9 protein-coding genes are annotated in these 12,142 nt (G+C 65.8%); 5 read left to right on the top strand and 4 right to left on the bottom strand.

The annotated features are described in order from the left end of the window. The first annotated feature begins 40 nt into the window (after positions 1-40). The 4 genes from DW355_RS00490 to DW355_RS00475 all read left to right on the top strand — a co-directional run bounded on the left by DW355_RS00490 (position 41) and on the right by DW355_RS00475 (position 6,468). Entirely contained in the window at positions 41-241 is a 201-nt protein-coding gene (locus DW355_RS00490; RefSeq protein ID WP_131276920.1) for a hypothetical protein, read from the top strand. A 65-nt stretch (positions 242-306) separates the two neighbouring features. After that, positions 307-3,915: a hybrid sensor histidine kinase/response regulator gene (locus DW355_RS00485; RefSeq protein ID WP_131276917.1), complete on the top strand. Its 3,609-nt coding sequence runs from the start codon at positions 307-309 to the stop codon at positions 3,913-3,915. Continuing rightward, positions 3,912-4,922, top strand: a complete 1,011-nt coding sequence (locus tag DW355_RS00480) for a response regulator transcription factor (RefSeq protein WP_131276914.1) — start codon at positions 3,912-3,914, stop codon at positions 4,920-4,922. The genes DW355_RS00485 and DW355_RS00480 overlap by 4 nt, the downstream gene beginning before the upstream one ends. A gap of 52 nt (positions 4,923-4,974) precedes the next feature. After that, on the top strand, positions 4,975-6,468 hold the full coding sequence (locus DW355_RS00475) for an AMP nucleosidase (protein ID WP_131276910.1): 1,494 nt from the start codon (positions 4,975-4,977) through the stop codon (positions 6,466-6,468). 24 nt (positions 6,469-6,492) lie between these two features. Here the strand turns inward: DW355_RS00475 and DW355_RS00470 are convergent, their stop codons facing one another. After that, a complete protein-coding gene (locus DW355_RS00470; RefSeq protein ID WP_131276907.1) occupies positions 6,493-7,701 on the bottom strand; it encodes an MFS transporter in 1,209 nt (402 codons plus the stop codon). Between the two features lie 77 nt (positions 7,702-7,778). Here DW355_RS00470 and DW355_RS00465 point away from each other — a divergent pair, with 77 nt between their 5' ends. After that, positions 7,779-8,810: an AraC family transcriptional regulator gene (locus DW355_RS00465; RefSeq protein ID WP_131276904.1), complete on the top strand. Its 1,032-nt coding sequence runs from the start codon at positions 7,779-7,781 to the stop codon at positions 8,808-8,810. A gap of 159 nt (positions 8,811-8,969) precedes the next feature. Here the strand turns inward: DW355_RS00465 and DW355_RS00460 are convergent, their stop codons facing one another. Genes DW355_RS00460 through DW355_RS00450 form a run of 3 tightly spaced genes read right to left on the bottom strand, consistent with a single transcriptional unit; the run spans position 8,970 to position 12,141 of the window. Then, positions 8,970-9,941: a Bug family tripartite tricarboxylate transporter substrate binding protein gene (locus DW355_RS00460; protein ID WP_131276902.1), complete on the bottom strand. Its 972-nt coding sequence runs from the start codon at positions 9,939-9,941 to the stop codon at positions 8,970-8,972. A gap of 27 nt (positions 9,942-9,968) precedes the next feature. Beyond that, positions 9,969-10,382, bottom strand: a complete 414-nt coding sequence (locus DW355_RS00455) for a hypothetical protein (RefSeq protein WP_131276899.1) — start codon at positions 10,380-10,382, stop codon at positions 9,969-9,971. Between the two features lie 22 nt (positions 10,383-10,404). Beyond that, on the bottom strand, positions 10,405-12,141 hold the full coding sequence (locus DW355_RS00450) for a hydantoinase B/oxoprolinase family protein (RefSeq protein ID WP_131276897.1): 1,737 nt from the start codon (positions 12,139-12,141) through the stop codon (positions 10,405-10,407). Between the last annotated feature and the right edge of the window lies 1 nt (position 12,142).

Here is a 12,142-nt window from a genome sequence, read left to right as displayed (position 1 = left end):
ACGTCGCTTGCACCATAACGCCAGGCACGGAGGTGGCCGCATGAGTGAACAGCAGCAGGAGTTGAGCGGAAAAGCCATCTGGACCTGGCCCATCGTGCTGGGCGTGCTGACCCTGGTCGGCCTGATCGCCGCCTTGTTCAGCGATGGGGGGCTCGGCGACATGCTGGCCGGTCTCTGCCTGTGGGTGCCGGCGCTGGTCGGCCTCTGGTACGGCTGGTTGCGTCGCTACCGCGCAAACTGAGCCGGTGCCCCCACTCGAGGGTTTCTCGGGTCCATGCGTGGCATGGTTCCTGAATGTCAGGGGGCATGGATGCCCCGACCCGTTCCCTGTCTGAGTCCGCCGCGCCTGTCCTCGCGGGCGGGGCGGATGCGCCTGTCCAGACCATTGTCAAGGTCCGGCGTGACTACAACGCCTGGGTGGCCAGCGAGACGCTGGAAGATTACGCCCTGCGCTACACGCCCCAGCGCTTTCGCAAGTGGAGCGCCTGGAACGTGGCCAACACGGCGGCAGGTGGCGCGGCCTCCTTCCTGATCCTGGAGGCCGTGGGCGCCACGCTGCTCGTGCAGTATGGCTGGGCGAATGCCTTCTGGGCCATCCTGGCGACCGGCCTCATCATCTTCCTGGCCGGCCTGCCCATCAGCGTCTACGCGGCGCGCTACGGGGTGGACATGGACCTGCTCACGCGCGGTGCGGGATTTGGCTATATCGGCTCCACCATCACCTCGCTGATCTACGCCAGCTTCACATTCATCTTTTTCGCGCTGGAGGCCGCCGTCATGGCCTATGCGTTGGAGCTGGCCCTGGACATTCCGCCGCGCTGGGGCTACCTCGTTTGCGCGCTGGTGGTCATCCCGCTCGTGACGCATGGGGTCTCGGTCATCAGTCGCCTGCAAGTCTGGACCATGCCACTGTGGCTGCTGATGCTGGTGGTGCCTTTTGTCACGGTTCTGGTGCTGGATCCGCACGCTTTTGACGGGGTTGTGCACTATGTTGGTGATCGCAGTGGCACGGCAAGCCTGAGTTGGCTTCCCTTTGGTGCGGCCTTGACGGTAGGCGTGGCGCTGATGACGCAGATGGGCGAGCAGGCAGACTACCTGCGGTTCATGCCCGCCCGCACCTCCACCAACCGCCTGCGCTGGTGGGCGGGGGTACTGGCCGGCGGGCCGGGCTGGGTGTTGCCGGGCGTGCTCAAGATGCTGGGCGGCGCCTTGCTGGCCTACCTCGCACTGAGCCAGGCCGTGCCAGCCGACCGGGCGGTGGATCCGAACCAGATGTACCTGGCCGCCTACGGCTATGTGTTTGCGCATTACGGCTGGGCGGTGGCTGCGACGGCGCTGTTTGTCGTGATCTCGCAGCTCAAGATCAACGTGACCAATGCCTACGCCGGTTCCCTGGCCTGGAGCAATTTCTTTTCGCGTCTGACGCACAGCCACCCCGGGCGGGTGGTGTGGGTGGTCTTCAACACCCTCATCGCCTTCCTGTTGATGGAGATGGACGTGTTCCAGGCCCTGGGCGATGTGCTGGGCCTCTACAGCAACATCGCCATCGCCTGGATGATGGCCGTGGTGGCGGACTTGGTCATCAACAAGCCGCTGGGCCTGTCGCCCAAGGGCATCGAGTTCAAGCGCGCGCACCTGTACGACATCAACCCCGTGGGCGTGGGTGCGATGGCCCTGGCGTCCCTGGTCTCAGTCACGGCCCACCTGGGCATCTTCGGGCCCATGGCCCAGGCCTATTCAGCCTTGATCGCGCTGGGCGTGGCCTTCGTCACGTCACCCCTGATCGCCTGGGCAACCCGGGGGCGCTACTACCTGGCCCGCAAGGCCGAAACCCAAGGTCGTTCGCTTCGCATCGTGCCCGTCCCCCACTTCGAGTCCCCATCGTCGAGAGGTGCCCCTGCGGTGGGTGCCGGTGCAAGCGATGCAGGAAGCTACCTGGGTGTGAAGCTTCAGCGCTGCGTGATCTGCGAGCGCGAATACGAAGGGCCGGACATGGCGCACTGTCCTGCCTACCAGGGGGCGATCTGTTCCCTGTGCTGCACCTTGGACGCACGCTGCGGTGACCTGTGCAAGCCAGAAGCCAGCTTTTCCGCGCAGTGGAACAGCGTCCTGCAGCGCCTGCTGCCGCGCACCCTTTGGCCCTACCTGGACCGAGGGCTCGCGCACTTCCTGCTGCTGATGCTTTTCACCGCGCCTGTGTTGGCCGGTGTCTTCGCCTTGTTCTACCAGCAGGAGCTGCAGCGGCTGATGCACCGTGGCCTGAGCTCGGTGGCGGAGCTGAGCGCCGCCGAGGCGGCGCTGCGCTCGGCCTTTCTCAAGGCCTACGTGGCGCTGCTGCTCGTCGCGGGCACGGTGGCCTGGTGGGTGGTGCTGGCGCACAAGAGCCGACAGGTGGCGCAGGAGGAATCCAACCGCCAGACCGCGCTGCTGCGCCGCGAAATCGACCTGCACCAGCAGACCGACGCCGCCCTGCAGGAAGCGCGCCGCGTGGCCGAGGAAGCCCAGGGCATCGCGGAGCATGCGCGCAGGCAGGCCGAGCAGGCCAACCAGGCCAAGAGCCGTTACATCAGCGCCATCAGCCATGAACTGCGCACGCCTCTCAACAGCATCCTGGGCTACGCGCAGCTTATGGGCGAAGACCCGCAGGTACCCGCGCATCGCAAGCACGCGGTGCAGGTGATCCGCCGCGGCGGTGAACATCTGCTGTCGTTGATCGAAGGCACGCTGGACCTAGCGCGCATCGAATCGGGCAAGCTGACCCTGGATGTCAAGCCCATGGCCTTCTCCGACACGGTGCACGAGTTGGCCGCGATGTTCGAGCTGCAGGCCGCGGCCAAGGGCCTGGCCTTCCGCTTCGTGCCCCTGTCCACGCTGCCCGAGCGGGTGCGCGCCGACGAAAAGCGCGTGCGCCAGATCCTGATCAATCTGCTGGGCAACGCCATCAAGTTCACGGCCCGCGGCGAGGTGACCTTCCAGGTGCGCCACGCGCGCGAAATGGCGCACATCGACATCCGCGACACCGGCCCCGGCATGGCGTTGGACGAGATGGAACGTCTGTTCGAACCCTTCGCCCGCACGGCTTCCGCGCAGGGCACGCCGGGCGCGGGCCTGGGCCTGACCATCGCCAAGATGCTGACCGACCTCATGGGAGGCGAGCTCACGGTGCAGAGCACGCCGGGCCTGGGTTCGGTTTTCCACGTCAAGCTCTTCTTGCCCGAGGTGCACGCGGCCTTGCCTTCGGCGCGGCCAGCCGTGCCCAGACCCGCGCGCCGGGGTTACGTCGGCGCGCGGCGCCACCTGCTGGTGGTGGACAACGAGGAGCCCGACCGCGAGATGCTTGCGCAGTTGCTCGTGCCCCTGGGTTTCGTGCTGCGCACTGCGTCCAGCGGTCATGATGCGCTGGATCTGCTCGCCGCGGGCTACCTGCCCGATGCCGTCTTCATGGACCTGGCCATGCCCGGCATCGACGGTTGGGAGACCATCCGTCGCCTGCGTCGTATGCCCGGGCTGGCCAGCCTGCCTGTGGCCGTGGTCTCGGCCAACGCCTTCGACAAGGGTCTGGAGAACGACGCGGGCATCACCCCGGCCGACTTCGTCACCAAGCCCATCCGTCACAGTGAGCTGCTGGACTGGCTGGAGCAGCGCCTGCAGTTGCGGTGGACCGAACGCACGGCTCCCGTGTCCCCGCCGCCTGCCGCGCCCATGTCCGTGACACCGCCTTCGCGCGAACGTCTGGTCGAACTGCGTGAACTTGCGGTCCTGGGTTACTACCGCGGCATCGTGCGCCTGCTTGACGAGATCGAGGCGCAGAATCCCGTCCATCAGAGTTGGGTGGCGCAGGTGCGTGCGTTGACGCGCGCCTACCGCTTCGAGGCCATCCTGGCGCTGATTGAACCCTCTCCCCAGAAGACATGAGCGATACCTTGGACCAGGCCCTCAACCGCGCGCACAACGACGTGGTGCTGATCGTGGACGACGTGCCAGACAATCTGTCCCTGCTGCACGACGCCTTGGATGAATCGGGCTGCACCGTGCTCGTGGCCTTGGACGGAACGTCAGCACTGCAGCGCGCCGCACAAGCCCGACCGGACATCGTGTTGCTGGACGCCATGATGCCGGGGATGGACGGTTTCGAAGTCGCGCGGCGTTTGAAGGCGGATGCGACCACCGCGCACATTCCCATCATCTTCATGACGGGGCTGACCGAGACCGAGCACTTGGTGGCCGCGCTAGAGGCCGGCGGCACCGATTACGTCACCAAGCCCATCCGCCCCAAGGAAGTGTTGGCCCGCATGCAGGTGCATCTGCAGGGCGCGCGCGAACGGCGTCAGGCGCGCAACGCGCTGGACGCCTTCGGCTATGCCAGCATCACCGTGCGCGCCAGCGACGGCCGGCTGATGTGGCAGACGCCACTGGCGCGCGAGCTGTTGGCCCGTTATTACGGCGAGCCGCTGCCCGGCCCGGCCCATGTGCCTGAGCCGGTGCTGACTTGGTTGCGTCGCAGCGTGGAGCACGTGCTGGAAGCCCAGGCCCGGGGGGAACCCTTGGCCGAGCCCCCGCGCCTGAGCGTGGAGCAGGGCGCGCGCCGCCTCACCTTGCGGCTGCACCAGCGCAATGACGATGGCGCTAGCTCCGCGGCCGCGGGCGACTGGATGCTCATCATGCAGGAGACTTCGGACGAGAGCGTCATCGAGGCGATCTCCTTGAGCTTCCGACTCACCGCCAAGGAGGCCGAGGTACTCTATTGGGTCATCAAGGGCAAGATCAACCGCGACATCGGCGACATCCTGGGCAGCAGTCCGATGACGGTGAAGAAGCACCTGGAACGCGTCTACGCCAAGCTCGGCGTGGAGACCCGCACGGCCGCCGCGGCGCTGGCGATGAATCGGATTCGGCAATTGCACCCCCAGTTCGAGGGCTAGGACCAGGACCAGGGCTGGGCAGTGTCCAGGGCGCCTGCGGCAGAATTGGCGCATGCACCACCTTCCGCCCTTCATTTCCCCCCAACCCTTCGACGATGCCGCCGCGGCCCTGGCCCAGGTCCAACTGATCTATGACGCCAGCATCGCCCATCTGCGCGAGGGCATGCGGCGCTTCGTGGCGGGCGACGACGGTGCCGGGCCGGTGCGGGCCTACTATCCCCTGGTGCGCATTCGCACGGACACCGTGCTGCGCCAGCAGGCGGGCGTGCAGGAACGCCTGAGCTATGGTTTCGTGGCGGGCCCGGGTGTGTATGAAACCACGCTCACCCGGCCTGATCTGTTCAGCACCTACTATTTGGAACAGTTCCGCCTGCTGTTGCTCAACCATGGCGTGACGCTGGAGGTGGCCACCAGCCGCCAGCCCATCCCCGTGCATTTCTCCTTCGCCGAGCATGACCACATCGAGGGCAGCCTCAGCGCCGAGCGACGCCAGAAGATGCGCGACTGGTTCGACCTGCCCGACCTTGAGGCCATGGATGACGGCATCGCCAACGGCACCCACGAGCCCCAGGCCGGGCAGCCACAACCGCTGTCGCTGTTCACCGCGCCGCGCATGGACTATTCCCTGCACCGCCTGCGCCACTACACCGGCACGGTACCGGGGCATTTCCAGAACTTCGTGCTCTACACCAACTACCAGTTCTACATCGACGAATTCATCCGCCTCGGTCATGAACTGATGCAGGACCCGGGCAGCGAGTACATCGCCTTCGTCGAACCCGGCAACGTGGTGACGCGTCGCGTGGGGGAGTCGGCCCGTGATGACGACGCCTTGGGCAAGGCGCCCCCGCGCCTGCCGCAGATGCCGGCCTACCACCTGGTGCGACCCGACGGCAATGGCATCACCATGGTCAACATCGGCGTCGGCCCGGCCAATGCCAAGAACATCACCGACCATGTGGCCGTGCTGCGCCCGCACGCCTGGATCATGCTGGGTCACTGCGCGGGCCTGCGCAATGGCCAGCAGCTCGGCGACTACGTGCTGGCCCATGCCTATGTGCGCGAGGACCATGTGCTTGACGAGGAGTTGCCGCTGTGGGTGCCCATTCCCGCGCTGGCCGAGGTGCAGCTGGCGCTGGAACAGGCCGTGGCTGATGTGACCGAGTTGCGCGGCGCCCAGCTCAAGCGCATTCTGCGCACGGGCACGGTGGCCACCACCGACAACCGCAATTGGGAGTTGCTGCCCGAGAACCGGCCGCAGCGCCGCTTCAGCCAGAGCCGCGCTGTGGCGCTGGACATGGAAAGCGCCACCATCGCCGCCAATGGCTTTCGTTTCCGCGTGCCCTACGGCACCCTGCTGTGCGTGAGCGACAAGCCGCTGCACGGCGAGATCAAGCTGCCCGGCATGGCCGACCACTTCTACCGCGAGCGTGTGGACCAGCACCTGCGCATCGGCATCCGCGCGCTGGAACTGCTGCGCCTGGGTGGTATCAACCAACTGCACAGCCGCAAGCTGCGCAGCTTTGCCGAGGTGGCGTTTCAGTAGGCGGCCCCTCCTCGAGCGCCTTCGTCAGTTGCGCACAGGCCGCGGGCCATGGCGCAGGGCCAGCAGCGTGCCGAGTGCAATCGTGAGCGTGGCGAAGGCGGGGCCGCCGAGCGCGCCGATCTGATCGACCAGCAGGCCGCCGCCGATGGCGCCCATCGCGATGGCGATCTGGAAGGCCGCAACGAGCAGGCCACCCGCGCCCTCGGCTTGATCCGGCGCGACGCGCACGATCCAGGTCTGGAAGCCGACCGGGAAAAAGCCGAAGGCGAAGCCCCACAGCACGATGGCCAGGCTGGTGACCAGCGGCCAGTGGCCCAACAGCAGCAGGCTGACCGCGAGTGCCACGATCAGCCCACCGCCGACGACGATGGCTTGGCGCTCACTGCGCTCGGCGATGAAACCACCGGCCAGATTGCCGAAGAAGCCGCCGATGCCGTACCCCAGCAGGACGGCCGAGATCGCGCCGACGGACAGGTGCGCCACCTGCTCCATCAGCGGTCGGACGTAGGTGAAGCCCGCGAAGTGGCCGGAGATCACGAGCAGCACGGCCAGCAGTGCCACGCGCACGCCCGGGCGGGTCAGCAGTTCACCGAGCACACGCAGGTTGGGTTTGTCCTGCGGCGGCAGCGCCGGCAGGGTCCAAAGCTGGGCAAGGAAGGCGATGACACCGACGATGCCCGCCGCCGTGAAAGCGCTGCGCCAGCCCCAGAGTTCGCCCATCCAGGCGCCGATGGGGGCGGCGCAGACCGTGGCGACCGAGACGCCGGTGAGGATCAGCGACATGGCTCGCGCGAACAGGGCAGTCGGCACCAGCCGCATGGCCAGGGCCGCGGCCATGGACCAGAAGCCGCCCAGGGCCACGCCCAGCAGTACGCGGGCGCTGAGCAGGACGGTCAGGCTGGTGGCGGTGGCCGCCATGACGTTGGAGATCAGCAGCAGCAGCGTGAGGACCAGCATCACGTGCTTGCGGTCGAAGCGCCGTGTCAACAAGGGGATCGATGGCGCGGCCACGGCGCCTACGAGGGCGGTGGCCGTGACGGTCTGACCCGCCGCCCCCGCGCTGATGCCCAGGTCGGTGGCGATGCCGGTCAGCAGACTGGCCGGCAGGAATTCGGCGGTGACCAGGCTGAACACGCCCAGCGTGAGCGAGGTGACGGCGGCCCAGCGGGCCTGGGTGTCGGGGGCGGGCAAGGCGTGAAGGTCCGCGCAAGCGGTGCAGGAACTGTCAGACATGGGGGGATACGGAGAGGTGGAGAAAGGGTGCCAGCTTATGGCTAGAATTTCGGTGTTTCAATGCCGGAAAAGCCAAAATGCTTGATCATTCGTCCGATCTTGCCATCGAAAACCAGCCTGCCCAGGGGACAGAGGGTCGGCAAGCGCCTGCCAAACCGGCCGATCTGCTGACGCAGATCCTGCTCAGCTTGCGGCTCGAAGGCGTCGAATATGGCCGCTGCGTGATGCATGCCCCTTGGGCGGTGGCGTTCCCGGCGCGGCGCGTGGCGCGTTTCCATTTCGTGGGACATGGCGGGTGCTGGCTGCGCACACCGACCAGCGACTGGATCGAGCTCAAGGCCGGCGACGCTGTGCTGTTGCCGCGTGGAGGACTGCATATCCTGGCGAGTTCACCGGAGGTGCCGTCGGTGGACATCGATACGCTGGCGCGCAAAGAAGTGGCCGAGAACCTGTATCTGGTCGGAGGCGATCCGCACGAGACCCCGCGCGCGGATGCCGGTGCACGCGAAGTGATGTTCTGCGGCGCCATGCGCTTCAATCTGGATCCCTTGCATCCACTGATGGCCATGATGCCCGATGTGATGCGCGCCTGCGACCTCGCGCAGCGCGATCCGTCGGTGCCGGCGATGCTGGAGGCCATGGAGCGCGAAGTGACCCTCGACCGCATCGGCGCCTGCGGCATCCTGGCGCGCATGGCCGATGTGCTGGCAGCCAGCATCATCCGCGCCTGGGTGGAATGTGCCTGTAGCGATTCAACCGGCTGGATTGCCGCTGTTCAGTGCCCGCGGATCGGCAAAGTGCTGGCCGCCATCCACACGGAGCCAGAGCGCGACTGGACGGTGCCGATGCTGGCCGATCTGATGGGCGCATCGCGCTCGAGCTTCGCGGATGCCTTCACCCGTGCGGTTGGCGAAAGTCCGGCCAAGTACGTGGCCAAGGTCAAGATGTTCCAGGCGCGTCGCTGGATCGAGCACGATGGCATGCGCGTTGCCGTGGCGGCCTATCGCCTGGGCTACGAGTCGGAAGCGTCGTTCAGCCGTGCGTTCAAGCGCGTCATGGGCCAACCGCCCAGTACCATGCGCGGTCGGGGGCTGGAGGCGCCCGCGTAGTTCTCGGGACAAAAAACAACGGCGCCTCAGGCACCGTTGTTTCGTGCGACCCGAAGTCGTTGTCAGAAACCGCGCGGAACCGCCGAAACTCCGAGCCTCAGGTCGCTCAGGCTCGCCGGGCCAGCACCATGATTTCGACGGAGATCGGCGTGGGTTTCCTTACTCCGGCTTGTAGCCGCTGCTTTTGAGCAGCGCGGCACCGTCCGAAACATAGCGCTGGCTGTACTTCCTGAAATCATCGATGCTTTCGATGACCGGATCGATCCCCAGCGGCGCATAGGCGCCGGACTTGACCAGTTGCCGGGTGGCTTCGTTGATGGCCTTGTGCAGCATCTGCTGCCGCTTGGCGGGCAGGTCCTTGGGCGCCCAGACGCCGTACCAGGACTCCGCCACAAAGTTCGGGAACCCGCTTTCGGAGGCCGTCGGAATCTCAGGCATCAGCGCGCTGCGCTTGGCCGACGTGACGACGATGGGCTTGACCTTGCCCGCCTTGGCCAGCGACTGCAGGGAAATGATGGAATCGATCAGGATCTGGGTTGATCCGCCCGCGACGTCGGTCAGGGCGGGTGCCGTCCCCCGGTACACCACGGTCGCAAGATTCAGTTGTCCCTCCTTGGCCAGCATCAAGGTCGCCAGATGGCTGGGTGCGCCCAAGGCGGGTAGACCCGCGAACCACTTCTCCGGTTCGGTCCGCGCGGCCTGCATGACATCTTTGAGCTGGTTTTGCGGAAGGTTGGGGGAGATCACCATCAGCAATGGGGCGGACGCCGTTCGGGCGACGAAGCTGAAATCATTCAGAGGATCGTAGGGGGGCTTGGCCATGGCCTCCTGGGTGAGTACCTGCGTGGCCGCCGAGAACAACAGCGTCAAGCCATCGGCCGGCGCGGTTTGCACGGCCTTGCCACCGATGGTGCCGCTGGCGCCGGGGCGGTTGTCGACGATGACTGGCACGCCCAGATCCGTTTGCAACTGCTTGGCCAGCAGGCGCGCGGCGTTGTCCACGCCTCCGCCGGCGGCGAAGGGAACAATGATCTTGATTGGCCCTTCAGGAAATTTTTCCTGGGCGACCGCGAGGCTGGTCAACAGCAGGCCGAGCAGCATGCCGAGTAGTTGTCGAGTGCGAATGTGCATGGTTGTCTCCTGAAAAAATTGAAATAGTCAAACATCACCCCGGTAAGCACCGCGCCACGCCTTGGATCCGCCCAGCAGGGGGGCGGCCAGAGCGGGGCCATGCAGCTCCGCATAGGACTGCAAGGTTCGGCTCATGCGTGGCAGTAGCCAGTCGGAGACCGCCGAGCTGGTCTCTCCGTCACTCAGGCGCTGCAGGATGTCACGCACGGGCTGCGGCTGGACCGCCAAGGGGCCGCGCAGCAGCAGGAAATCGACCACCTCGGTCATGCCTTCCCGCTCGCTTCGGGCCAGGAAATGGTCGGCGATGTCATGCTCGAAGTCTTCGAGCGTGACGGTCACGCCACTCATGGCACAGGCGCAACCCAGCGCGATGTGCTGCGCCGCCAGCCGATGCCAAAGCATGCAGAGGTAGGCGGCCTGATCACACTGGTGCGTGTCCATGGGTGTCCAATCCTCGCTTGATCTAGGCGCGACGGCGCGTGGTTTCCTCGGCGTTGAGCTGGAAGCGCTCGTCGAGCACGACGCCATACATCTTCTCGGCCTGTTCGCGGCTCACGTATCCTTCGCGCACATCCTCGGCCACCTGTTCCGCGTCACGTTCCAGGGGATTGCCAAAACCGCCGCCGCCGCCAGACAGCATTTTGTAGGCGTCACCCCGCTCCAGGCGCACATTGAAGATCTTGGCGTTTGGGTGGTCGGTCTTCCAAACCCCCTGGTGCCGCACCGCCAGGCCATTGCCCATGGCGTCTGCGCCACCTTCCAGGCCCCAGGGTTTGCAATGCACGCGGTCGATACGGGTCGTGACCGTGAAGGGCGAGAGCGCCTGCACCACCATCTCGGCGCCCAGGCCACCGCGATGCCGGCCCGCGCCGCCCGAATCCTGGCGGATTTCGTATTTCTCCACCAACACCGGGTACTTGGCCTCCAGTTGCTCGGTCGGGCTGTTGTGGGTGTCTCCGTCGTTGATGCAGACCGTGACGGACACCCCGTCCTCGCTGCTCTTGGCGCCCCAGCCTCCGCCCAGAGGACCGATGCCCACGATGAACAGTCGCCCGTCCTCGGGTGAAATGCCATGGATGTTGGGGAAGACCAGGTCGGCGTGGTGACCCGCGATCGAGCGATGCGGGATGGCGGGTGCCAGTGCCTTGAAGATGGTGTCGATCACCGTCATCGGAAAGGTCATCCAGACGCGCATGGGGTAAGGCCGTTCCGCGCTGATCACCGTGCCCATGGGCATGATCACCTTGAGTGGTCGGAAGCTGCCGTCGTTCACCGGGTAGTCGGTGGGCGTGGTCAGGCATTTGTAGGCCACCTGCGCGCAGGCGATGCCGGTGGTGAAGCCGGAGTTGTAGAAGCCCTTGACCTGCCTGCTCACGTCTGAGAGGTCGATGGTCATTTCGTCGCCGCTGACGGTCACCTTCACCCGGATCGGAATGCGCTTGCCGATCTCCAGACCATCGTCGTCCATGAAGGATTCGGCTTCATACGTGCCGTCAGGTATGGACAGGGTGTTCTTGCGCGCCACGGCCTCGGACGAATCCATGATCTGCTGGATCGCGCCGTGCACCGCATCGGCGCCATAGCGCTGCAGCAGTTCGACATAACGGCGCTCGCCCGTGGTGATGGCGGTGATCTGGGCGCGCAGATCGCCCATGGCACGTTCGGAGAGCCGCACATTCATCGCGATGATGTCGATGAGGTCCTGGTTGACCACACCCTCGCGCTGGTACTTCACGATGGGAATTTGGATGCCCTCGCTGTAGATGTCGGTGGTCACATTGCCCAGCGTGCCGCCCACGTCCAGCCAGTGCGCCATGCAGCAAGTGAAGCCCTGAAGCTGGCCTTCGTGAAAGACCGGCATCGTGAAGGTGAAGTGGTTCAGGTGACTGCCCGTGGTGTAGGCGTCGTTGGTCACCAGGATGTCACCCGGCTTGATGTTGTCGTAGCCAAAGTGCCGAATCTTGGCTTTCACGGTCTCGGACATGCCACGGATGAACATCGGCAGGCCGAGGCCGATGGATACGGTGTCCCCCTCCTTGGTGAAGAGGCCGACGGTGAAGTCCAGCGCTTCATAGATGATCAGGTTGTAGGCCGTGCGCGTGAGGTTGGTCTTCATCTCCTCCGTCACGGCATACAGGCCGTTGCGGATGATTTCAACGGTGACCGGGTCAACCCCGGGAATCTGGACGGCGGCTTTCATG

Source organism: Hylemonella gracilis, assembly GCF_004328645.1.
Lineage (GTDB): Bacteria > Pseudomonadota > Gammaproteobacteria > Burkholderiales > Burkholderiaceae_C > Hylemonella > Hylemonella gracilis_B.
Note: the sequence above shows the minus strand (reverse complement) of the source record. Positions and strands in the feature narration are given on the sequence as shown.

Coding starts and splice junctions, on each gene's coding strand:
- DW355_RS00455 (WP_131276899.1), bottom strand. CDS start 10,382: ATGGACACGCACCAGTGTGATCAGGCCGCCTACCTCTGCATGCTTTGG.
- DW355_RS00475 (WP_131276910.1), top strand. CDS start 4,975: ATGCACCACCTTCCGCCCTTCATTTCCCCCCAACCCTTCGACGATGCC.
- DW355_RS00450 (WP_131276897.1), bottom strand. CDS start 12,141: ATGAAAGCCGCCGTCCAGATTCCCGGGGTTGACCCGGTCACCGTTGAA.
- DW355_RS00480 (WP_131276914.1), top strand. CDS start 3,912: ATGAGCGATACCTTGGACCAGGCCCTCAACCGCGCGCACAACGACGTG.
- DW355_RS00485 (WP_131276917.1), top strand. CDS start 307: ATGGATGCCCCGACCCGTTCCCTGTCTGAGTCCGCCGCGCCTGTCCTC.
- DW355_RS00470 (WP_131276907.1), bottom strand. CDS start 7,701: ATGTCTGACAGTTCCTGCACCGCTTGCGCGGACCTTCACGCCTTGCCC.
- DW355_RS00465 (WP_131276904.1), top strand. CDS start 7,779: ATGCTTGATCATTCGTCCGATCTTGCCATCGAAAACCAGCCTGCCCAG.
- DW355_RS00460 (WP_131276902.1), bottom strand. CDS start 9,941: ATGCACATTCGCACTCGACAACTACTCGGCATGCTGCTCGGCCTGCTG.
- DW355_RS00490 (WP_131276920.1), top strand. CDS start 41: ATGAGTGAACAGCAGCAGGAGTTGAGCGGAAAAGCCATCTGGACCTGG.